Annotated in this window: 20 protein-coding genes; 11 read left to right on the forward strand and 9 right to left on the reverse strand. The window is 45.3% G+C overall.

All coding sequences use genetic code 11. From position 1 onward, the window contains the following. Positions 1-46: 46 nt before the first annotated feature. The 4 genes from L5M51_RS08415 (at position 47) to L5M51_RS08430 (ending at position 4,377) form a co-directional block, all read left to right on the forward strand. A complete protein-coding gene (locus tag L5M51_RS08415) occupies positions 47-1,603 on the forward strand; it encodes a GGDEF domain-containing protein (RefSeq protein ID WP_105249767.1) in 1,557 nt (518 codons plus the stop codon). A 56-nt stretch (positions 1,604-1,659) separates the two neighbouring features. Further along, positions 1,660-3,015: a nucleotide 5'-monophosphate nucleosidase PpnN gene (gene ppnN / locus L5M51_RS08420; protein WP_028760679.1), complete on the forward strand. Its 1,356-nt coding sequence runs from the start codon at positions 1,660-1,662 to the stop codon at positions 3,013-3,015. 21 nt (positions 3,016-3,036) lie between these two features. Then, a complete protein-coding gene (xni, locus tag L5M51_RS08425) occupies positions 3,037-3,855 on the forward strand; it encodes a flap endonuclease Xni (protein ID WP_263145062.1) in 819 nt (272 codons plus the stop codon). Positions 3,856-3,954: 99 nt separating this feature from the next. Then, a complete protein-coding gene (locus L5M51_RS08430) occupies positions 3,955-4,377 on the forward strand; it encodes a DUF3192 domain-containing protein (RefSeq protein WP_263172339.1) in 423 nt (140 codons plus the stop codon). 99 nt (positions 4,378-4,476) lie between these two features. On the opposite strand, the gene L5M51_RS08435 is transcribed toward L5M51_RS08430, so the two are convergent. Further along, entirely contained in the window at positions 4,477-7,311 is a 2,835-nt protein-coding gene (locus L5M51_RS08435; RefSeq protein WP_263172340.1) for a S9 family peptidase, read from the reverse strand. Positions 7,312-7,565: 254 nt separating this feature from the next. Here L5M51_RS08435 and L5M51_RS08440 point away from each other — a divergent pair, with 254 nt between their 5' ends. After that, complete coding sequence (locus tag L5M51_RS08440) at positions 7,566-8,573, forward strand: isocitrate dehydrogenase (RefSeq protein ID WP_113941031.1); 1,008 nt, start codon at positions 7,566-7,568, stop codon at positions 8,571-8,573. 221 nt (positions 8,574-8,794) lie between these two features. Here the strand turns inward: L5M51_RS08440 and rlmM are convergent, their stop codons facing one another. From rlmM to L5M51_RS08460, 4 genes are all read right to left on the reverse strand, one after another. Next, positions 8,795-9,880 carry a 23S rRNA (cytidine(2498)-2'-O)-methyltransferase RlmM gene (rlmM, locus tag L5M51_RS08445; RefSeq protein ID WP_263145067.1) on the reverse strand — a complete coding sequence of 362 codons (1,086 nt, stop codon included), beginning with the start codon at positions 9,878-9,880 and terminating at the stop codon, positions 8,795-8,797. A 177-nt stretch (positions 9,881-10,057) separates the two neighbouring features. Next, positions 10,058-10,450 carry a DUF423 domain-containing protein gene (locus L5M51_RS08450; protein WP_011918954.1) on the reverse strand — a complete coding sequence of 131 codons (393 nt, stop codon included), beginning with the start codon at positions 10,448-10,450 and terminating at the stop codon, positions 10,058-10,060. 28 nt (positions 10,451-10,478) lie between these two features. After that, on the reverse strand, positions 10,479-11,153 hold the full coding sequence (locus L5M51_RS08455) for an alpha/beta family hydrolase (RefSeq protein ID WP_212600334.1): 675 nt from the start codon (positions 11,151-11,153) through the stop codon (positions 10,479-10,481). Next, complete coding sequence (locus tag L5M51_RS08460) at positions 11,134-12,045, reverse strand: transcriptional regulator GcvA (protein ID WP_105249769.1); 912 nt, start codon at positions 12,043-12,045, stop codon at positions 11,134-11,136. The genes L5M51_RS08455 and L5M51_RS08460 overlap by 20 nt, the downstream gene beginning before the upstream one ends. Before the next feature lie 227 nt (positions 12,046-12,272). Here L5M51_RS08460 and L5M51_RS08465 point away from each other — a divergent pair, with 227 nt between their 5' ends. Continuing rightward, complete coding sequence (locus tag L5M51_RS08465) at positions 12,273-12,509, forward strand: hypothetical protein (protein WP_198572079.1); 237 nt, start codon at positions 12,273-12,275, stop codon at positions 12,507-12,509. Between the two features lie 135 nt (positions 12,510-12,644). Here the strand turns inward: L5M51_RS08465 and thiI are convergent, their stop codons facing one another. From thiI to pomA, 3 genes are all read right to left on the reverse strand, one after another. Further along, a complete protein-coding gene (gene thiI, locus L5M51_RS08470; RefSeq protein ID WP_028760687.1) occupies positions 12,645-14,099 on the reverse strand; it encodes a tRNA uracil 4-sulfurtransferase ThiI in 1,455 nt (484 codons plus the stop codon). Positions 14,100-14,559: 460 nt separating this feature from the next. Continuing rightward, entirely contained in the window at positions 14,560-15,492 is a 933-nt protein-coding gene (locus tag L5M51_RS08475) for a flagellar motor protein MotB (RefSeq protein ID WP_263172342.1), read from the reverse strand. A 3-nt stretch (positions 15,493-15,495) separates the two neighbouring features. Beyond that, the gene (gene pomA / locus L5M51_RS08480; protein WP_173497062.1) at positions 15,496-16,263 is read right to left on the reverse strand and encodes a flagellar motor protein PomA; all 768 of its coding nucleotides are present in this window, start codon (positions 16,261-16,263) and stop codon (positions 15,496-15,498) included. 314 nt (positions 16,264-16,577) lie between these two features. Between pomA and xseB the strand changes: the two genes are divergently transcribed. Genes xseB through dxs form a run of 3 tightly spaced genes read left to right on the forward strand, consistent with a single transcriptional unit; the run spans position 16,578 to position 19,591 of the window. Continuing rightward, positions 16,578-16,817: an exodeoxyribonuclease VII small subunit gene (gene xseB / locus L5M51_RS08485; RefSeq protein ID WP_006080884.1), complete on the forward strand. Its 240-nt coding sequence runs from the start codon at positions 16,578-16,580 to the stop codon at positions 16,815-16,817. 2 nt (positions 16,818-16,819) lie between these two features. Further along, on the forward strand, positions 16,820-17,701 hold the full coding sequence (gene ispA / locus L5M51_RS08490) for a (2E,6E)-farnesyl diphosphate synthase (protein ID WP_219234261.1): 882 nt from the start codon (positions 16,820-16,822) through the stop codon (positions 17,699-17,701). Positions 17,702-17,722: 21 nt separating this feature from the next. After that, positions 17,723-19,591 carry a 1-deoxy-D-xylulose-5-phosphate synthase gene (gene dxs / locus L5M51_RS08495; RefSeq protein ID WP_105249771.1) on the forward strand — a complete coding sequence of 623 codons (1,869 nt, stop codon included), beginning with the start codon at positions 17,723-17,725 and terminating at the stop codon, positions 19,589-19,591. Positions 19,592-19,718: 127 nt separating this feature from the next. On the opposite strand, the gene grpE is transcribed toward dxs, so the two are convergent. Next, on the reverse strand, positions 19,719-20,339 hold the full coding sequence (gene grpE / locus L5M51_RS08500) for a nucleotide exchange factor GrpE (RefSeq protein WP_028760692.1): 621 nt from the start codon (positions 20,337-20,339) through the stop codon (positions 19,719-19,721). A gap of 100 nt (positions 20,340-20,439) precedes the next feature. Here grpE and nadK point away from each other — a divergent pair, with 100 nt between their 5' ends. Together nadK and L5M51_RS08510 are read left to right on the forward strand one after the other, a co-directional pair. After that, positions 20,440-21,318: an NAD(+) kinase gene (gene nadK, locus L5M51_RS08505; protein ID WP_081729057.1), complete on the forward strand. Its 879-nt coding sequence runs from the start codon at positions 20,440-20,442 to the stop codon at positions 21,316-21,318. Positions 21,319-22,334: 1,016 nt separating this feature from the next. Then, positions 22,335-23,978, forward strand: a complete 1,644-nt coding sequence (locus L5M51_RS08510; RefSeq protein WP_049821741.1) for an L-lactate permease — start codon at positions 22,335-22,337, stop codon at positions 23,976-23,978. The last annotated feature ends 59 nt before the right edge of the window (positions 23,979-24,037 follow it).

Raw genomic sequence — 24,037 nt, forward strand, 5'->3', positions numbered from 1 at the left:
GGATTGTCATGTTTTTTAGCCTTGCAGAGTTAGGACAATACTCAGGATGAAGGATTCAAGCGCTACAGTTTCACAACTTGCCTTGCTGCAACAGAAACTCCATTCGGCCAAACTTGCCCTTGATGAAGTTAATGAAGATAGAAATGCAAAGTTACAGACATTACTCCAATTTATTGGTCACTTAAGCCTCGCCTGTAAAGGGCAAAATCTTGAGCTGGATAATAAACTCGCCAAACTGCGCCATAACTTAAATACGTTTGAGCGAGTCGATGAGGCATTGCCAGAATTAGTTGATGTCGAGCGCCTGCTAAAAGGCCAATATCACCATGTGATGGTACAACTCGAAGAGAGTCGTACTGGTTTATCACAGGTGATCCGTCAGATCCAACGTGTTAACTCTGCACCTGAAAAGCTCAAAAAAGAAGTCAATTACTTCAAGCAAGATCTGGCGAAACCTTTTCATACTGTGTGGGAATATATACCCAAAGTTAAGCAAATCATTGGCTTCTACGAAACCATATTACAGCTACAATTTAGCGAATCTGAAAAACTCGATGTCTTACCAAAGCACAGGCAACTAGCCCATGAGCTGGCGCAGATGATTTCAGAAATCGAGTTCCGTAAAGATCAACGTGACCAAGTATTAGTGATCAAAGAAGTACTCTCTTCTGAGATTGAAGTTGATAGCTTGCTCGAAGCCTACCAAACCATTTTAGCGTTATTGCTTGATAACATCGCCCGCGAGAAATCGGCATCCCAAGAGTTTTTGTTTGCACTCAATGATGCCTTAGCCGCGGTACGTGAGGTGGTGAGCGAGTCTTACAATCACAATCAACGTAGCTTCCAATTAAAAACCCAGCTGAATCGTGAGATTAACACCCGCGTCGACAACGCCGGTGAAATCATTATCGATGTGGAAGACGTCGTTGACCTTAAAGCTCAACTAACAGAGCAACTTAACTCTATCCGCTCGGCATTAGCCCGTAAAGAAGCCCTAGAGCAAAGAGAGCAAGCTCTGCTGCGCAAGTCGATGGAGACAATGCGCAAAGAGCTTAATGAGTTAAGTAGTGAGGCTAACACCTACAAAGAGCGTTTGTTTGAACAACAAAAACTCAACTTACTCGACAGCTTAACTCAATTGCCTAACCGTGCGGCATTAGAAGAGCGCATGGAGCTAGAATACCGTAACTATCAACGGCATAAGTCCCCGTTGTGGGTTGCCGTTGCCGATATCGATCACTTCAAAACTATCAACGACAGTTTTGGCCACAGCACAGGTGATAAAACCTTGCAAGTTATAGCAATGGCATTGAAAAACTCCCTGCGAGATACAGAATTTGTAGCCCGCTATGGCGGCGAAGAATTTGTACTGCTATTACCTGATGTGGCCCCTGCTGATATCGCTCAACTTTTAAACAGAGTGCGCGAGAAAGTAAAAAATATTCCATTTAAATTTAAAAATCAGAGAATTACAGTTACAGTATCTATAGGGGCTGCGCAAGTTATGGGAAGTGAACTCATACATGAGACCTTTGAACGCGCCGATGCAGCACTCTACAAAGCGAAACACGAAAGCAGAGACAGGGTTGTGATTGACGTATAATTAAGCCCCACTATACGCCTCCTCTAATCACTCCTGTCATGACGAAGGAGTGGTAAATGATAGTAAAAGTCAGCCCAAAAGGCAGCATGGATCAGCTTTCGCAACTTGAAGTTGATCGACTCAAAAATAGTGCCAAAAGTGCCCTATACCAACTGTACCGCAACTGCTCCTTAGCAGTGCTTGCCGCGGGTTTAAAAACCGACAACTCTAAAGCCCTATTCGAGCAATACCATGATTTCGACATCAACGTTCTACAACGGGAGCGTGGTGTAAAATTAGAACTGATCAATCCCCCCGAACAAGCCTTTGTCGATGGTCAAATTATCACGGGAATTCAAGAACATCTATTCTCAGTCTTACGCGATATCCTTTATATCAGTGATAGATATGACTCACTAAAACACATTAATCTGACCAATGCCCACCATATCACCAATGTGGTGTTTGATATTCTGCGTAATGCGAGGGCGATAGCACCGATGAAAGACCCTAATGTGGTCGTCTGTTGGGGCGGACACAGTATTAATGCCATTGAATACCAGTACACACGTGAGGTAGGTTATCAACTTGGCCTGAGAGAATTAGATATTTGCACTGGCTGTGGTCCTGGCGCGATGGAAGGTCCGATGAAAGGTGCGGCGATAGGTCATGCCAAACAACGGATTAAAAATGCACGATATATTGGTTTAACTGAACCAAGTATTATTGCCGCCGAGCCACCGAATCAAATTGTCAATGAACTGGTGATCTTACCCGATATTGAAAAGCGCCTCGAAGCTTTCGTGCGCTTAGGCCATGGTATTATTATCTTCCCTGGCGGTGCTGGCACAGCTGAAGAATTGCTCTATATATTGGGTATTTTACTTAACGAAGAAAACCAACAAACGCCTTTCCCGCTGATACTCACAGGCCCAACGGAGAGCGCAGATTACTTCATTAAGATTGATGAGTTTATTGCCTCAACCTTAGGACCCGAAGCTCAGAAAAAGTACCAAATTATCATAGATAATCCCACTGAAGTGGCACGCATCATGAAGCAAGGAATGGAGCAAGTAAAAGCCTATCGCCGCTCAACGGGTGATGCTTACCAATATCAGTGGGCACTGAAGATTGAGTCTGAGTTTCAGTTACCTTTTATCCCAAGCCACGAAGTGATGGCAAACTTAGATCTACACTTCCAAACCAATAAAGCCGAACTTGCCGCCAACCTGCGTAAAGCGTTTTCGGGTATAGTGGCGGGTAACGTCAAGTCAGAAACAATCAAGCACATAGAGCGTGATGGCCCCTTCCAATTAAAAGGCGATCCTAAGCTCATGGATATGATGGATAAACTTTTAAGTGCATTTGTACAACAACAAAGAATGAAGCTTCCAGGAAGCGCCTATATTCCTTGCTATCAAATAGTGAAATAGAGAGCGAAGCAACAACACCCCATGAACAAGTTTTTAATCATCGATGGTCTCAACTTGGTTCGCCGCATTTATGCGGCGATCCCCGATGAATCCGATATGCAAAGTCTCACAGAGCGCGTCAGTTTGGCGTGCACTAAACTGCTGCGGGTGCATCGCCCTACCCATGTGGCTATCGTGTGGGATGGGGATGAAGTTTCATGGCGTAAACAGCTTTACCCCGATTACAAGAAAGGCCGTAAACCTATGCCTGAGCCGCTGGCAAAAGGCCTTGCTGCACTGCAAGATCACTTAACCATGATGAACATTGGCTCTATTTATGCGGCGGCTGAAGCCGATGATGTGATTGCCACTCTAGCGATAAAAACCGCCAAAGCGCAGGGTGAAGCCATTATAGTGTCCACCGACAAAGGGTTTAGTCAGCTTAATCATCGCCAAATCAGCCAGTGGGATCACTTTAATCAGCAGTACTTAGATATCGCTGCATTGGAACAAAAACTCGGTGTCGAACGCAGTCAATTTCTCGACTTGATGGCATTAGCGGGCGATAGCGGTAATAAAATTCCTGGTATTGCGGGCATAGGCCCTAAGTCGGCTGCCGAATTATTGAAAACCTTTAGAAGCTTACCAACCTTGTTTTCATCGCTATCTAACTTAGGCGCTAAACAAGCCAAAAAACTTGCCGAAGGTAAGGAGATGGCAAGACTCAGCTATAAGCTCGCACAGTTACAAACAGACCTGCCACTCAATATTAATTTAAAAGATTTTCGCGTGATGAACTCCTTGCCTGATAATAACTATCTGCCTGAAAACCCCAATCAATCCTGCCTAAACATCTGTTAATATAAAGTTGCAATTAACGCATTTACCTTAGAACAACAAAAGCGTATTTTATGGACGTAATAACGTGACTCATTTAATGAGGTAAAGGAATAACTGTAAATGAAATCAAAAGTTTCGGTAATCATCGGTAGCATTTTCGCCGCCTACGTCGCCTTTGTCGCTGTGGTGGTACTCGTTTATGAACCTACGCCAGATGACATGAGTTGGGAGGACCGACAGTCCTATAACAGCCAAAAAATGAACGAGTTAGCGCTAGGGCAAAATATCGTTTCAGTAAAACAGTTACTAGGTAAAGCTGACTTTTCAGAGGCCAAAGCCGTAAAAGAAACCAAGCTACAGGTGCTCTTTTATCGCACTCACCATGAAAAATCAGACGGTGTAACCACGAAAGAGGAATGTACCCCACTTATTTTTGAAAATGATCAATTGATTGCTTGGGGCCAAGATACCTATAAGCAATATCTCGATGCAGATACTGACACAGTCCTCAGCTCTGCCCAAGAGACATTAACCAGTAAATAAATACGACTGACAGTTAAATAAAAACGCCACCGAATCGGTGGCGTTTTTATTTTGACAATCAACGAATTGACTCAGTTGTAAAACAACTAAACCAATTGCCTATTCATCATCGGCCTTATACTCGACATAGGCTTCACCTTTGCTGAGCCATTCTGGCGCGGGTTTTCCCTTCAGATAATGGTCGAAATATTGCATCATGCGAATGCTGTAATCGAGCTTGTTCGGGTACTTTTTCAAGTGATGCGGCTCATCCTCGTATTGTAAGAACACCACTTCTTTACCCGCACGGCGCATGGCTAAGTACATTTCAACACCTTGTTCCCAAGGCACTGCATCGTCCTTATCACCAAACATGATCATCAAAGGCGTTTGAATACGGTCAGCATAAAATACTGGCGAGTTTTCAATATACTTTTGCGGCGCGGCAAACAAACTTGCGCCAATACGACTCTGTCCGGTTTCATATTGGAACTGACGCGCAATACCTGTGCCGTGGCGAATACCGCTATAGGCACTGGTCATGTTCGATACTGGAGCACCTGCAACCGCCGCCTTAAACATCTTAGTTTGAGTAATGGCAAACGCCGTTTGATAGCCACTCCAAGAATGACCTTGCAAACCAATAGCATCGGGATCAGCAATTCCTATCTCAATCAGCTTTTGCACGCCAGACGTGAGCGCTTGTACTGAACTCGCCCCTGGGTAACCAATTTCAAAGCGAATGTCCGGTAGAAACACCGCATAGCCATTATTGATGTACCAAGCAAAGTTAGGTCTGTGGTTAATGTTCATCTGCGGGAAGGCATGCAGTCTATCCGTCATAAAGCGATAGTAATAAACCAGTACAGGATAGCGCTTACCCGCTTGATAATTCGTCGGCTTGATCAGCACGCCATCTAACGGTTTACCATCGCCATTTGTCCAGTGAACTAACTCGGATTGGCTCCAGTTAAATGCTTGACGCTGCTTATCTAAATCGGTTTGCTTAACTGCATTTTGCGGTGCGCTATAGCTGGCCGTATACAAGTCAGGGAATAAGTCAAAACGTTCCTTAGAAAACACGATAGTATCGGCGTCTTTACTGCGTCCCAATACTGTCAGCTTATACTCACCTTGCATCAACGTCTTCACGCCTGCTTCACCCAAGGTGGCTTGATAAAAACCATCGGCCTTGGTTTTATCACTATAACCGTGGAGTAAAACCGTAGCGTTATAGGCAAGCTCTGTCGGCTCATCGGGATTATCGACTAAGCCCTCAAGCCGATATTGAATTTTCTGAGTGCGCCCTTTACCTGCGGTTAAGGCAAAACCCGCCTTAGATTCGGTATTAAACTGCCAAACATCGTATTTGTCGTAAACCAAGAAACCCGCATCATTTTTAAGCCAAGGACCAAAACCATATCCTGGAGCGCTGGATGGATAATCGTGGTCTTCATCGGCAAAACTGACCTTTAGGGATTTTGTGAGATTAGTACGACGATCCTGAGCAATATCATAGAGATACACATTACCTTGCTGATAATAAGCCACATACTTGCCATTTCCCGACAGCGTAGGCTCGGCATCACTCGGCTGTTGTGTCAAAAATGGCACTTTACTGCCAGTATTAATATCGACCAGATAATAATCTTGGTAGAACCCTGCCCAAGTTGCCATCTTGCGATAGGGCAAATCTGAACTGGCCAACATAAAACGTTTATGTTGTGAAATCGTCACATCTGGAACAGTTTTATCGCCAAGCTGCACCACGTTATTTGAGCCTAAATGCAATACCGCAAGGTAAGTGCGTTTTTGCTCATCCTCATATTGCTTGATTTCATTAGGCTTAATACGAGGATCATCCCCATGCCACACCTTAAGCCCACGCTGTCCGGTGACAATATTTGTATCGAACAGGTCTTTTTCTTCGGTGATCTTCTGCAAACTGAGCAGCTGACTCACCTCAGGTACGCGGCCAAAGAACAGCCGTTCGCTATCCAATGAGAAGCTTAAACTTGTGTAGCGATTAAGTTTCCACTCGGGTGACTCAGGGGGGGTACTGATTTTGCCAGACTGCAAATCGACCAGCGATAACTGATAGCTGCGGCCATAAGGTAACTCGCTGTCTTTGCCCTGCGTAAATGCAAGCCAACGACCATTTTTAGCCAGCGCTAACGCACCAATCTGTTGGCTAAGCGAATCAAAGGCAACGGTTTTTTTGTGAGTGTTTAAATCGACTAACTGCAATTGATGTTGCTTATTGGTGATATCGTTCACTGCCAGCGCGAGTCTACGGCTTGCCTTATCAAAAACATAGTCAGTAACCTGCTCGACATCAATTCGCTTTGTTTGGTCTTCTAAACTGAGCAACGTAAAACGTCGACCTTGGTCAAACTTATCGACCTTTGGCTTATCAATATTCGCAGGGCTTTGTGTGCCTGCTTCAGCGAGTTTTTCGGTCGTTTTAGGCTCAGCCTCTTTTTTGGACTCTTCATCAGCCTCAAACCAAATCGCCAGATGCTTACCGTCATCACTGAACACAAATTCCTTCACACGCTCGAAGCGAGTTTGCGTGCCAGTTTGAGTATCGAGCAACACCATGTCGGACTTAAGTTTTTTCTTCGCCTTGACATCACTCGTCTCACGCGTAAGCAAACTCGGTTTAACCACCACAGCCACATAACGACCATCATGGTTCACCAAGGGAGCTGACCCCCCCGAGATTTGATAGCTTTGCTGCGACAGGACATTTTTCACAATGACGTGACTATCCCCGCGATCGGGCGCAGACTCGACCGCGATGACTTGCCCCTTGTCTGCAATAACCGGCTTTTCAAGGGATTCAAAATGCATAATGTCTGTTAGGGTGAGCGGTTTAGTGCTGGTTTCAGCCTGCACTGCTGGCAATATTCCAAGGGATAACAAAACCAGAGATGTGATAGGGATTAACTTCAATGTCTTCCTCTTTTATATATTTGTTAGACTAAAGTAGACTTTTTTAACCATTGGCTCTCCATCATGGTGAGAACCCAGTATTTTTACAAGTTATACCACATAAAAAATCGTGATATTGCTCACTATTTCCTGTGAAGTTTGACCAAAGATGGTTAAAATAATAGGCAGAAAAAATACCAAATTCATAGTCCTGCTATCCAGTTAGCACTGGGGCAGACAATTGCAGTAACGACGAACCGTGGAAGGACTTCTCCATGTCAAAAAGAACGATAACCGTAATTCCAGGTGATGGAATTGGCCCAAGTATTATTGATTCAGCCTTAAAAATTCTTGATAAAGCGGGCTGTGATTTTGAATATGAATTTGCCGATGCCGGCCTGACTGCACTTGAAAAGCAAGGCGAGTTACTGCCAGCTCGCACTTTAGAACTCATTGAAAAAAACCGTATCACGCTGAAAGGGCCGCTGACGACTCCCGTTGGTGAAGGCTTTACTTCTATCAACGTAACCTTGCGCAAGAAATTCGGTCTGTATGCTAACGTACGCCCAGTACTGTCTTTCAAAGGTACCCAAGCCCGTTACGAAAATATCGATATCATCACAGTACGTGAAAACACCGAAGGCATGTATTCTGGCCATGGTCAAAAAGTGTCTGAAGATGGTTTAACGGCAGAAGCAACCAGTATCGTCACTCGCCAAGGTGCTGAGCAAATCGCCACTTTCGCCTACGAACTAGCTCGCAAAGAAAACCGTAAGAAAGTCACTATTGTACACAAAGCCAACATTATGAAGTCAACTTCTGGCCTGTTCCTGAAAGTGGCCCGCGAAGTGAGCCTACGTTACCCAGACATCAAAACAGAAGAAATGATCGTCGATGCAACGTGCATGAAGTTAGTTATGAACCCAGAAAACTTCGATGTGATCGTAACGACTAACCTATTCGGTGACATTTTATCGGATCTGTGTGCTGGTTTAGTGGGTGGTTTAGGTATGGCGCCAGGTGCAAACATTGGCCGTGATGCTGCGATTTTCGAAGCCGTTCACGGTAGTGCGCCTGATATCGCTGGCAAAAACCTCGCAAACCCAACCTCAGTGATTTTAGCGTCTATCCAAATGCTAGAATACTTAGGTATGGCTGACAAAGCTGAGCAAATCCGTAAAGCGGTATCTGCAGTGATCGAAGAAGGCGACCGTACGACTCGCGATTTAGGCGGCACTCACGGCACGACTGACTTCACGCAAGCGGTGCTTGAGCGTCTGTGATCTCAATGCTGAGCGCGTTTAAGACGAGCGTATAACGCGCGTGTTCAAGCAAAAGCTTATAAAGAAGCAAGCGCTTGAAACTCAAATGAGTAAACACAAAAAAGCCCCAAAGTTTCCTTTGGGGCTTTTTGTTATCTAGCTTTTAAACCTGCGTGGCTTTAAACCCGCATGACTATTACCATTCTAGCGACAACAAGATCACCGCAGGGTTAGCGCAGCAATTAATTCCACGCGGTATTAGGACGTAGCCATAAATGCACTGTCACTTCATCACGGTCGTGATAAAGATGCTTACACTGTATTTTAAAATCGGTCACACCATTCTCTTTAAGAATCGTCTGCATTGTCTCAAGGATAGCTGTCACTTCTTTATAACGGCTCTTCATCGGTAATTTAAGGTTAAAAATCGCTTCCTTAAACCAACCGTTAATCGCCCAAGCTTCAATCAGTTCGGCAACACGCGCAGGTTTCTCAACCATGTCGCACACCAGCCAATAGATATTTTTACGTTGCGGTTCGAAACGGAAACCGTCTTCACGGTAATGTTTCACTTGGCCCGTTTCCATCAGTTTTTCATCCATAGGGCCATTATCAACTGCCGACACAAACATGCCGCGACGCACCAGTTGATAAGTCCAGCCACCAGGGCAAGCGCCCAAATCCACTGAGTTCATGCCACTGCGAATACGCTCTTCTTGCTCTTCCTTAGGCACGAATTGGCCAAAGGCTTCGTCGAGTTTCAGACTAGAACGACTCGGTGCATCCGCCGCCATTTTAAGGCGTGGAATGCCCATAAAATGTGGCGAACTGTTATTGCTATAGGAATAACCCACATAGGCACGGCCGGGGCCAATAAAACACACGTGGATAATCGGACGTTTGGGATTTTCCTGCGCGAGCAAGCTACCCGATTTTTTCAAATGCTGGCGTAAAGGCACAGTGAACTTACGGCAAAAAGCCGAGAGCTCTTTCGCTTCGTTAGTGTCAGGTGTTTCAACCCGCACTTCACCCGCTTTGCTGACGTCACTGAGCGCCGCAACGATTGGGCTTATTCTGTCATTTTCAGGCAAGTCGACTAACAAGTCGCTAGCAGCAAACATCTGGCGGGCGAAAATGAGCGAGTCTAAAGGTAGTTGTTTGACTAACGTATCGGCAGCGTCGTCTTCAAAACATTGGTATACAACATAAGCGTCGTTATTGTTGGCCTTAACAAAGCCACCCACATTGAGCTCACCGGCTCGCTGTTGGATTTCTGCAGCGCATTCTTTTTCAAAGCCTGCGCGGCAAAATAAAAATAGGTTTTTCATGGGGATCCCTGAGAAATCCAAGCCAAAGCATTGGCTGACTATCGATTTGGGCGCCAGTATACCAATTTCAATCCACAAATGCCCTATTTGCCTACTGCTGAACCTTGAATTGCGATTAGAGAAATAAAAAAGGCTTAGGTGCACCCTAAGCCTATTAACTCACATAAGCATCAGCGATTAAGACTCATGACCATCGATAACTTTGTGACGCCATACCGCGGCGGCAAATAATAACCAACCGAGTAAGAAACAACCACCACCCATAGGCGTAATAGGACCTAACCACTTAGTCCCAAACAAAGCCAGTCCATATAGTGAGCCCGAAAATAGTACTATGCCTGCGACAAAGAGATATGCCGACCAGTCCAGTAAACGCGAGGTTAACCATTGGCCCGAGAATGCAACCATGATGAGGGCAAAGGTATGGTAGAAATGATATTGCACACCTAAGTTAAAGACTTCAATTAAGTTTGGTGGCGCGACCGCTTTTAAACCATGGGCACCAAAAGCCCCTAAAGCGACGGCTAAGAATCCGCTCACGGCGGCGAGTAACAATAAACCTTTACGCATTTAACGCTCCTGCTGGAATGGGATTAACTCATTCAACATTTATTCGCTCAACATCAAGCTCACGAATAAAATCACTTGATAAATCAATAGCACGTGCAAGGTTAGTGGCTTCACTGGTGCCTGACGACTTTCTTGGGACAAAACTATGATCGCCGTCGGTTATCCAAACCAATCCTATCTCAGCTTTCAAGGGCCAGCTTGGGATCTGCGCTTTGCCACCAAACTTATCCCGCTCCCCCTGTACGACTAATACTGGGACTTGGCATTCATTCAAAGGTTCCAATCTAGGCTCGCCGCCTTTGAGTGGCACAAAAGGATAACCTAAACAAATCACCCTATCGATGCGCGCCGCTAATGCAGGATCACAGGCTAATAGGGCCGCCATACGACCGCCCATGGATTTCCCCATTAACACCACACGTTCAACTTGTGGTTGTGAGTGGGCGATATCGAGCATATGTGTAAAACACGCAAGCAATTTAGGCGCACGGTCCGGTGGACGCCGTTTGCCATCGACTGCATTCGCCTGCATATAAGGAAAATTAAAGCGCATCACTCGGAAGCCCTGAGCAACGAATCCCGCCGACATGGCCTGCATAAAATCAGAATCCATGTTAGCACCCGCACCGTGGGCCAATAAAATCAAAGTACTCGCAGGCTCCCCTTCTAATACATAAATCGGCTTATCCGGGCAACAACTCACTGCGAGACTCCTCGGCAAACATGTCTAACATCCATTCACGAAACGCCACCACTTTACCTAACTCAGCATGGTTTTGTTGGCAAACTAAGTAATAAGCATCTTTACTGACCAAGACTTCTTGGAATGGGCACACAAGCCGCCCAGCTTTAATATCGGGGCGTGCCAGCACGCTGTAACCCAGGGCAACCCCTTGACCGTGGGCCGCCGCCTGCAATACCAAAGACGAATGACTGAAAATAGGTCCTTGATTCACATTAATATCGGTAATGCCACATTGCCTAAACCACGCCTGCCAATCGTGACGATTCATATCATGTAATAACGTGTGATACTTTAAATCGCTCGGTTTTGAGAGTGGTTTAGGACCATTGAGCAACATGGGCGAACACACGGGAATAAGCACTTCGTTTCTGAGCTTATCTGCACGTAGCCCAGGCCAATTACCTAAGCCATAATAAATAGCCACATCCACATCATCGGTTAATGAACTCGCTTCAGTATCAACGGCCTTAATTCGCACATCGATATCGGGATTTTTCTCACTGAATTTAGCCAAACGTGGCACTAGCCATTGAATCGCAAAACTGGGTGACATACTGACCGTCAGCGAACCAATCGCACTGCGGGCGAGTAATCTGTCGGTAGCATCGGCAAGCTGAATAAAGATATCTTTGATGTCGAGAAAATAGCTTTGCCCTTCTTCGGTTAATAGCAAAGAACGGTTCTTTCGACGAAATAATTTTAATCCGAGGAAATCTTCTAATGCCTTTATTTGATGGCTCACCGCAGCCTGTGTAACAAACAATTCTTCCGCTGCCCGCGTAAAGCTCAAATGCCGCGCGGCTGCCTCAAAAGCTTTAACCGCATTAAGCGGTGGTAATCGTCTCGACATAGTGATCTCAGTCTCGTTTTTTAATTAGTTTTTCTAATCCGTATTGTTACATTTAATCGTTTGTAAAGGCCAGCGTTTTTGGTTAAATTTTGCGCCAATGAAACAGCTTATCAACGAAACACCAATAGCGATGAAACATCCATAGCTATGAAATACCTAAGTTAGACAATCTCAAAGTTGATGATGGGAATGTCTGACAGCGTTAATTTGTCAGCCCGGAGGCGACTATGTTCAATTTAAAATCGGCGTTTGCGTTAATATTAGTCTCAGCACTCAGCTTTAATGCCAGTGCAAATGTACTCGTTGACGAAATCGTCATCGACACAAGCGACTTGCAAGCCAATATCACTGCAGATTTAACCGCTGCAATGAATAAAATGCACCAAGAAGTGCTACAAGAAGCCACTCTGTTGATTGCCACAGATGATGTCACATCTCATCAGCAGGTCGTTAAAGCCGAATAACCTAAACGACACTGAAATTCAGGTCACGCTCAGTAAGAGCAAAGAAAAAGCCGCATTAATATGCGGCTTTTTTGTACTTGAATAACAAATCAATCCCACTGACGATATACGGCAATGGGCAGGTTTTCGCCCGACTTATGGGCGATACACTTTCACGTTCGTGTAGCCTTGCTCGATTAAATACAATGCCTGCAATTTACTCATCACCCCACGCTCACAATAGAGCAAATAAGTCTTTTGCTTATCGAGATCGGCAAACTGAGTCGCTAACTTGAAGAATGGGATGCGCTTTATCTCAATACCTTCAATTTGCAGCGGTTTGCTTTCCTCTTCTTCAGGAGCACGAATATCAATGACCACTTGGTTGGTATCGATACTGGCAACCGTTTCTGTCTCAGTAATCCGAGTATCCATTTGTTCTGCGATCTCCCTGATATCGATAGTGACAGATTGGGCGATGATCTGATCAATCAAATCCTCAGAGAACTTTTTCTCTTCCGCTTCAACCTTAGCTAATACCGCTTTTACCGTTGGCTTTTGCGAAATTACGCCGCAATATTCAGGCATTGATTTAGCAAAATCTTCGGTGCCGATTTTACGGCTCTCGTTGATAATATCTTGCTTATCCATGGCGATTAAGGGACGTAGAATCAATAGCTCAGTACAACGGTCGATGACGTTTAAGTTGGTCAGGGTCTGGCTAGACACTTGGCCTAAACTTTCACCGGTAACTAAGGCTTGAATGCCCATACGCTCGGCGATACGCGCCGCGGTACGCATCATCATGCGTTTCAATACAACGCCCATTTGACCGTTATCGATACGCTCTAAAATCTCAGCAACCACAGGCTCAAAAGGCACAGAGATAAACTTCACTTTATGGGATTCACCGTAGGTTTTCCACAAATGGTAAGCCACTTGTTTAACACCAATTTCATGCTGTGCGCCGCCCAGATTGAAGAAGCAGTAGTGGGTACGAGCGCCTTTTTTGATAAATTGATAGCTAGAAACGCCAGAGTCAAAACCACCCGAAATCAAGGACAATACATCTTCCTGTGTTGCCATCGGAAAACCGCCTAGACCTTCAATACGCTTAGTCACCATATAAAGGTTATCGCGCTCAATCTCTAAATTAACGGTAATGTCCGGATTCTTTAAACGCACGCCCAGCGCATCGGTAAACTGGTTTAAACCACCACCGACATAACGTTCAACTTCAATAGAATTAAAATCATGATCGCCAGTACGCTTTACTCGCACGCAGAAGGTTTTACCCGCGAGTTGGTCACGGTAAACAGGCAAGACTTGCTGATAAATATCATCAACAGATTCAAAGCTGTACTCATCCACTTGCACTACGTGTGCAATGCCAGGAATACACGCCAGACGCTCACCGAAAGCTTGGGCCAATTCAGGCTTATCCTTTGGTACCATCACCATAATGCGGTCCCATTGACGCTGCACTTTTGCATCTTCGTCAACTTTTTTAAGCACATTACGGATGTTAGTTTCGAGCATTTTGGTGAAGCGCATGCGTACAGGCTTGCTCTTCATCATGATTTCTGGATACAGCTTTACAATAAACTTCATGGGATTTCCGCGGGCAATTTTAAAACAGCAAAATTGGTTAAAAGAATAATCGGGGGATTATATACCCAAGCAACCTAAAAAGGCGAGTTTCAGCGCACATAGCCAACAGCGACACAGGCCACATTTATGGCGTATTCATTGCGTATTCATTGCGTATTAATGACTCAATCACGGCAGCTAGTTAGGCTGAAATAATGTCACTAAAGCCTATTCGAATGGTGTGAATTGCCCTGCTTAAAATAAGTGATTTGAGATGAATTATTAACAATAAGTCGTTGAGGGATGGTCAAGGAAACTTAGGGATTACACACTCAATGTGATTAACGTAAAGCCCAAATGGATTTAAATCAACCACAGCGATTTGATGCATAACACGTTAACTAAAAAGGGAAAAGTCCACATTAGCTCGATAAAAAAGCCGCAAGATTATTGCGGCTTTTGATTGGGAGTATCTAAACACTTAAGGCGAATTACCGATCTGAATTTCTTCAGACTCCTTCGCTTTACCTTGCTCAATAGCAATTTCAACCCTGCGGTTACGGGCACGATTTTCCGGAGAATCGTTAGGCACAATCGGATTGTTAGACGCCATACCAACCACTTTCATTCGATTAGAATCAAAGCCGCTGACCTGTACTAACTCATGGGCCACTGCCACGGCACGTTTGCTGGATAAATCCCAATTAGAACTATAAAGCTCATCGCTTATTTGCATATCATCCGTATAACCTGACACTGTGATGACACCTGGCACATCTTTTAACAATTCGCCGACTGAGCGTACCACAGGTTTAAATCGAGGCTGCAGGAAACCTGAGCCAGAAGCAAATGACCCCTTCTCACGTATACGAATAATAATCTGCTGACCTAATGACTCAATTTCAATCGCTCCATCGGTGATCTCTTTATTGAGCTCCTGCGCCATCTTCTTCACTTGCTGATTGATCTTTTCTTGCGCCGCTGCCGCTGCCGCTTCCGCTTTAACCGCATCGGCAACTTCTTGCGCCGTAGCACTCGCTTCGCCACCCCGCTGAGAACCATTTTGCTGCTGCACGCCGCCCGCACTATCGTCTTCACCCGCTTGGAAATCCAATACAGGTTCAGTCATTTCATTCGTTTGCTGGTTAATGATTTCAATCGGAGTCGGATCGGGGCGACCGGGTCTAAATTCTAAGGCAATGACAGAAGTCCCTTTCGGGATATCTTTAACTTCCACCTTATTTTGAACACCAAAGGCATACTTCATTGAGCCCGCGATCTGCTTAAACTTCATCACGTCCATTTCAGAAAATGACAATAACAATACGAAGAAACACATCAACAGCGACATCAAGTCAGCAAATGTTGCCAACCAGAGCGGTGCTCCGGGCGGTGGACAATTGCACTTAGCCATGGGCTACTCTCCGTCCGTTGTATCGATTTTACGATTTTTTTCAGCAAGATAGTTTTTCAAAAAGCCTTCAATCACCCGCGGGTTTTGTCCATCTTGAATCGCCAATACCGCATCCATAATAAGGTTACGATTGAGCATTTCCTCCCCCATCCTAAGCGTTAGCTTATCCGCGATAGGAAGACAAACCATGTTAGCAACCATAGCGCCGTATAATGTGGTTAACAACGCAACCGCCATCGAAGGACCAATAGATTTAGGATCCGCCATATTTGATAACATGGCCACGAGACCAACGAGTGTACCTATCATCCCCATCGCTGGCCCAACATCGCCAAAGGCTCTAAATATGCCAATCCCCGTACGATGACGTTCTTCCGTTAGAGCGATGTCCTTCTCTAGAGCTGCACGCACTACTTCACCATCATGACCATCGACTAACATATCGACAGCCTTTTGCATAAAAGTATTGCTAATTTGCGCTTCTTCTAATGCCAAAAAACCCCCTTTACGGGCAGCATCCGCCATAGTCACTGACTGTTCAATCAAGTCTTCTGGTTTATCAATCTTAAATACAAAAGCTTTCAAAGCAATTTTAACGGCGCTTAAAAACTGTTTAAGAGTGAACTTCATCATTACCACGAAGAAGGACCCACCGAACACAATCAGGATCGAGGGCACATCAACGAAAATCATCAAGCCGCCACTGGTCACCATAGCGCCGAGAATAAAACCAAAGGCTCCCACAATTCCGATTATTGTTGCTAAATCCACAACGGCTCCTCAATTTTCGTAATAAACGACATAATACTTACTCTGGGTAAGCAAGAACACTCAGTTATTCTACCGAATAAGATAATCCCACCGACACACATACGAGTCTTGTTTATCCAGTTAAAAATTACCATACAAATGATGATACTATTGTCAGTTATCGGACACACACTAAGCAAGTTTAGCGACAATTTATATTTTCTGGAAAAATTTCAGTAACAAAGCGTGCTATTGAGCAAATATCTTTAGTCTGAATTTGACCCTTACGCCGCCCTGATATACCTTGTGTCCGCTAAATCAAAGGAAACCTGAACGTGGCGAAGAAACCCGAAAATCTTAGTTTTGAAGAATCCCTTGGCGAACTTGAACGCATCGTTGCCGATCTAGAACAAGGCGATATCTCCCTCGATGACGCGTTAAAACAATTTGAACGTGGCATCAATCTCGTTCGAAATAGCCAAGCAAAACTCGAACAAGCCCAACAAAAAGTGGCCATTTTACTGAAACAAGATGAAAATGCGCCCCTATCCCCCTATGCCGTTGAGGGCGAATAAGCGTGTTAGTCAGTACCATTCAAGAATATCAACAACGAGTTGATAATCAATTAAAACAGCGTTTTAGTACGCTTGAAGATACAGCTCCCCAATTAAAAGCCGCCATGACTTACGGTGCCTTATTGGGAGGTAAGCGCATTCGACCGTTCCTCGTATACAGTGTAGGACGCATGTTTGGGGTCGAACTCGAAAAGTTAGATGCTTGCGCCGCAGCTATTGAATGTATCCATGCTTATTCATTAATCCACGACGATTTACCCGCCATGGACGATGACGAGCTCCGCCGTGGCCAGCCGACCGTGCATATCGCCTTTGATGAAGCGACGGCCATTTTAGCGGGGGATGCTCTGCAAACCTTAGCCTTTGAAATTGTCACCGAAGCCGTACCAGGGATCAGCAGCGAACAACATATTGCTATGGTAAGAGTATTGGCCAAAGCCTCAGGTTATCGTGGTATGTGTGGAGGCCAAGCGATAGACTTAGCCTCGACCGATAAGCATATTGATCTTAAAGCGTTAACTCAGCTACATAATATGAAAACTGGCGCCCTTATCAGCTGCGCCGTTGAGTTAGCTTTAATCGCCGCAAACGCGCCAAAAGATCAGTATGCTGCTATGATGGATTTTGCCCGTGCGGTAGGACTCGCCTTCCAAGTACAAGACGATATCCTTGACATCGTAGCCACCACCGAAGAGCTAGGTAAACCGCAAGGCTCTGATACTGAATCGAATAAGAGTACGTTTCCACAACTACTTGGACTACAAGGTGCACAAGACACCGCCAAACAACTGATCCAAGAGGCACTATCAGCGCTGGCTAAATTGCCATACAATAGCCAGTTAATTGCAGACTTCGCCCGCTATATCATTGAGCGAAGAATATAATAAGAGTCGAAGTATCTCGCTATGAGTTTGGACATTTCTCAGTTTCCCGTGTTGGCGCAGGCCAACACCCCCAATGAGCTCCGCCAGCTTCCTCAGGCACTTTTACCACAAGTAGCCGATGAACTGCGCGAGTTCCTTCTTAAGTCTGTTGGCATGTCCAGCGGACATTTTGCCTCTGGGCTCGGCACAGTAGAACTCACTGTGGCACTGCACTATGTCTACAATACCCCCTTTGATCGACTGATCTGGGACGTAGGCCATCAAGCCTACCCCCATAAAATTCTCACGGGTCGACGTGACAAGATGCACACCATTCGGCAAAAAGATGGCTTACATCCTTTCCCATGGCGTGAAGAAAGTGAATACGACACTTTCAGCGTTGGCCATTCAGGCACGTCGATTAGCGCCGCGCTGGCGATGGCGATAGCTGCAGAAAAAGAACAAGCAGGTCGTAAAGTTGTCGCTGTCATCGGCGATGGCGCTATGACCGGCGGCATGGTGTTTGAAGCCATGAACCACGCGGGCGACTTGCACAATGACATGCTCGTGGTACTGAACGACAACGAAATGTCGATTTCAGAAAATGTCGGCGCCCTCAACAATCATTTAGCACAACTGATGTCAGGCCGTTTCTACACCACACTGCGCGAAGGCGGCAAAAAAGTGTTAAAAGGTATGCCAGTCATCAAAGAAATGGCCAAGCGCACTGAGGAACACCTCAAAGGTATGGTCGTTCCTGGCACTCTATTTGAAGAGTTAGGTTTCAACTACATAGGTCCTATCGATGGCCATGATGTAGACGCTCTGGTCGAGACCATGCGCAATATGCGTAATCTGAAAGGTCCACAGGTGCTGCACATCATGACCAAAAAAGGTCGTGGTTATGAACCTGCTGAAAAAGATCCTATCGGTTGGCATGCTGTGCCTAAGTTTGACCCATCACTCTTTAAAAAGCCGGCCACCAAACCCGGATTACCGACCTTTTCTCAAGTCTTCGGTAAATGGTTGTGCGACATTGCCGAACAAGATGAGAAAGTGTTAGCGATTACTCCTGCGATGCGTGAGGGTTCTGGCATGGTGGAGTTTTCCCAGCGCTTCCCGAAACAATATTTTGATGCAGCGATTGCTGAGCAGCATGCCGTCACCTTAGCGGCGGGTTTTGCCTGCGAAGGCTTCAAGCCTGTAGTCGCAATTTACTCGACTTTCCTGCAACGCGCCTATGATCAGCTTATTCACGATGTCGCACTACAACAATTGCCCGTGTTATTTGCCATTGACCGTGGCGGTATCGTCGGTGCTGATGGTCCAACCCACCAAGGTGCATTCGATTTAAGTTTTATGCGTTGTATCCCTAATATGGTGATCATGGCGCCGTCCGATGAAAACGAATGTCGTCAAATGCTCTACACTGGCTATTGCTATGATGCGGGCCCAAGTGCGGTGCGTTACCCAAGAGGTAGTGCCACGGGAGCGATGCAAGTCGAGTCCATGACTGCGTTGCCAATTGGTAAAGGTGTCATTAAGCGCATCGGTAAGCGTATTGCCATACTTAACTTTGGTACCTTGCTCGCATCGGCATTAACCGCTGCCGAAAGCTTAGATGCGACGGTTGTCGATATGCGCTTTGTGAAACCACTTGATGTTGATCTGGTAAAAGAAATGGCACTAACCCATGAAGTGTTAGTCACTGTGGAGGAAAATGCCATTATAGGCGGTGCGGGTGCCGGAGTGCTTGAACAGCTTCAAAAGCTAAAAATGCCTAAAGCCGTACTCCAAATTGGTTTGCCAGACGAGTTCATTAAACATGGCTCGCCAGAGGAAGTCATCCACGACTTGCAACTGGATGCCGAAGGCATACTGGCGCAAATCAATGCTTATCTAGCGCAATAGGCTGAACTTGCTTATCTCGTTAAGACGCTAAATGTTATCAATAAAAAATTCCGCCCATAAAAAAAGGACTGCAATTGCAGTCCTTTTTTGTTGCTGTCTGTTATAACAGCTGCTGATCCAATAAAGCTTAAGCTTCGATATCTATCGTTGCACTTTCTTGGTTAGGGCCACCCTGTGACACCATCACCATAGCAGGGCGCAGCAAGCGACTATTCAGCTCATAACCCTTTTGCATCACCAACATCACAGTGTTCGCTGGGAACTCGGCGCTTGGCTGCATGCCAATCGCTTGATGTTGGTCAGGGTTAAATGACTGACCTTGTGGATCAATTTGCTTAACACCAAATTTAGCCACCGCAGTGAGTAAGCTTTTTTGAGTTAACTCAACACCTTGATAAATCGCTTTCGTCGCTTCATCTTCTGGGTTTGTACCCATTAGCGCGCGCTCCATGTTATCAAGCACAGGCAAAAGCTCATTGGCGAACTTTTCCAAGGCAAACTTGTTCGCCTTTTCCACATCCATTGCGGCACGACGACGAATGTTATCGACCTCGGCTGCGGCGCGGATGACTGAATCCTTCTGCTCTTCAACTTTCGCCAAAGCTTCAGCGAGTAACTGTTCCAGCTCTTCAATACGGAAATTGGCCTGGGTAAGCTCATCGATCAGACTTGCTTCTGCGGTAGATACTTCAGACTCTACACCCTCTTGGATCAGATCCTGTTCTGCTTTAATCGATTCGTTGCTCATTTTCACTCCAGCTAAAAATGCTTTGTTTCTGAAATACTCTGGGCATATTATGGGGATCAATTTTGACGTTTCAAGGCCTAAGGCCAGATCTAGCATAAATATGACCACAAAGTTTCATACTATCGGCCTTATCGGCAAACCTCACCACCAAGGGACCAACCAAACCTTAAAGCGTCTGCATTATTGGCTGACAATGCAGGGCTTTGAAGTCTTAGTGGAAGAGCGTGTTGCTACCGAATTAGGACCCAATATCATAGCGGTCGATTTACTAGAAATTGGCGCGCGTTGCGACTTAGCCATAGTCGTCGGTGGTGACGGTAACATGCTCGGCGCGGCAAGGGTATTAGCCCGCTTTGATTTAGGCGTGATTGGGGTTAACCGCGGCAATTTAGGCTTTTTAACCGATCTGCCGCCCGATGCCTTCGAAGAGGCGCTCGCCAAGGTACTCGATGGAGAGTTCGATACCGAGCATAGATTCTTACTCGAAGCCGAAGTCTATCGCCACGGTATGCTCAAGGCGAGCAACACCGCCGTCAACGAAGCCGTACTCCATCCGGGTAAAATTGCCCACATGATTGAGTTTGAGGTCTATATTGACGATCAGTTCATGTACAGCCAACGTGCCGACGGCATGATAGTGTCAACGCCTACCGGTTCAACGGCCTACGCCCTCTCCGCTGGCGGCGCTATTCTGACGCCTAATTTACAGGCCCTAATCTTAGTACCTATGTTCCCGCACACTTTGTCGTGCCGCCCGATTGTTGTCGATGCGTGCAGCACCATAAAAATGGTTGTATCACCTGAAAATGGCGAAAACCTCGAAGTCAGCTGTGATGGCCACGTGCATTTAGCCGTGTTACCCGGCGATGAAATCATAGTGCGCCGCAGCTCTGAACGTTTACGGCTTATTCATCCTAAAGGACACAACTATTTCCACGTTCTGCGGACCAAATTAGGCTGGGGCAGCAAATTGTTTTAAGTCTGTATCTTTGGGCTAAATCACCAATAAAAGAGACATATCACGTCTCTTTTTTATTTTGTAAATTTAACCTAGAAGGTTGCGATTAAAGCCTTATCTTTTCCCCTGCACAGTCTTTGGTGAACTTTTTAGCACTTCTCACAAACGACTAATATTCGCATTAATGGCGTTTAAGCATTAATGACACTAACCAGTCTGATAAAAGTTCAAACAGTATTTTTTAGTTTTGTTACTTAAAATTTCTGCTTCAATTTCACCCTGTTCTCTCAATTTCCCCTCTTAACCCATTAGAAGCGGTCACTATTTATTTCAACTTTTCTGTTGTTCTCTCAATATACTTGAATATTTTGGCTGGCTGTTCGCTCAAATAAACTGAAATTAAATTAAATAATGGTTATTAAATTTCATATTAAAGTAAAATTCATTAAGTGATATCCATCACAATAAAATCCCACCATTTTAAAACGTGCTCTAGATCACTATAAAAAACCATTCCAAAATTGACATATTAGGCAAGCATTACAATAGCTTGATGAAAATAGAAGTAAATGAGTTAATCCAGCCACAACAATCTATGCGACCTTAATCACACCTTAAAAATGACTGAAAAAACCAATAACAGACTATTAATGAAATAAATGGATCAGTTAATTGCAATAATGACGATGAATATGAGTGATAGCTCTACTTTTAATAACCAGAAAAACAACAAATTTAATTTAATATAACCAAAGTAGATATACACCCAACAGTCTAAGTGATCATTGTCACATATAAGAAAATCCCCCGAGAGAAGCACCCCGCAGCACTGTAAATTAGCATTTCATATAACAGCCAAGATGATCTAGATCATATTAGTCAAGCTCACAATAGCGTCTAGTACACAACACAGAATGTCGAGACCGTAAGTACTTGCAGTATTAACTGCTGATTTATTGGTCTGGGAAGTCGACATGAAGGCAGATGAAAAATCCTAATATCAATAATAAGACAGACCACTTTATGAAGAGGCAAGCATGACAATACTTCAACTCCTCGCTAGCTTGACGCCAGTGCTCAGTGTAATGCTATTTCTAGTGTTACTCAGAATGCCTGCATCTAAGGCTATGCCTATCTCCATGATAATCACAGCGCTCGCCGCCGTGTTTATTTGGCAAATGGATACCACATTACTGGCGGCATCGGTCCTCGAAGGACTGCTCTCAGCCATCACACCATTAACCATCATTTTTGGTGCCGTATTCCTACTCAATACCCTGAAATACTCAGGTGCCATGGACACTATCCGTGCAGGGTTTACTAACATCAGTGCCGATGCCCGTGTACAAGTCATTATCATCTGTTGGTTATTCGGTGCCTTTATTGAAGGTAGTGCTGGTTTTGGTACTCCCGCAGCCATTGGCGCACCACTACTGGTATTGCTTGGTGTACCACCCGTTGCCGCAGCTGTCGTGGCTTTGATTGCTGACTCGGCCTGTGTATCCTTCGGTGCGATTGGTCTACCCGTACTTTTTGGGATGGAACAGGGTCTGATCCAAGGTGGCGTGAGCATGGCGGCGGAGCAATTTGCTGCCCATGGGGGTAACTATGCTGGTTATGCTCGATATATCGTCATGCATATGATCACTATCGACTTAATCACAGGTTCATTAATTCCTCTCGTAATGGTGACCATGCTAACTGGATTCTTTGGTCGCAATAAATCCTTTAAGGAAGGCTTAGCAATTTGGAAATTTGCGATTTTCTCAGGTCTTGCCTTTACCGTCCCCGCATGGATCATCAACTACCTTGCAGGCCCAGAATTCCCTTCGGTTATCGGTTCATTGATCGGTATGGCCTTAGTGATCCCGGTTGCGCGTAAAGGCTACTTACTGCCTAAAACACCATGGAATGATTTCGCAGAGAATGACAGTCAAGAAAGCGGAAAAGTCGAAACAACGGCTAAGTTTTCCCAAATTGCCGCTTGGACACCTTACATCATCATGGCTGCGCTTTTGGTACTGTCGCGTACAGTGGCACCGTTAAAAGCATGGTTATCAAGCTTTAACATCAGCTGGACAGGCCTAATGGGCACTGAGCTTAAAGCCAGCTTCGCAACCTTATATGCACCAGGTGCCTTCTTTGTTGCCGTGTGTATTTTAGGTTTCTTCCTGTTCAAAATGAAAAGCCCTGCGATTCAGCAAACGGTCGGTGTTTCATGTAAGTCCATGTTGCCAACCATTATTTCATTAGGCGCATCAGTGCCTATGGTGAAAATCTTCTTAAACTCAGGCGCGAATGGTGCAGGTCTTGCCTCAATGCCTGTCGCTTTAGCGGATATGTTGGCAGGTTCCATGGGCGCAGTGTGGGCTTGGATGGCGCCTATCGTGGGGATTTTTGGTGCCTTCTTATCCGGTTCAGCCACCTTCTCAAACATGATGTTCTCCAGCCTACAATACAGCGTTGCCGACAATATTGGCATGAACCACACACTGGTATTGGCACTACAAGGTATCGGTGCAAACGCCGGTAACATGATGTGCGTAATGAACGTGGTTGCCGCTGCAACGGTAGTGGGTATGGCAGGTAGAGAGTCAGAAATTATCCGTAAAACAATGCCTGTTGCCATTGGTTATGCCTTACTGGCGGGCACAATAGCTACCCTGTGGGGTGGATTCTAAGCCGTTTTATTTTATTGAATGCCCGAAGTCACTCCCAGTGACTTCGGCTTTAATCTATT

Origin of the sequence: Shewanella sp. SM73 (assembly GCF_025653795.1) — a bacterium.
Taxonomy (GTDB): domain Bacteria; phylum Pseudomonadota; class Gammaproteobacteria; order Enterobacterales; family Shewanellaceae; genus Shewanella; species Shewanella oncorhynchi.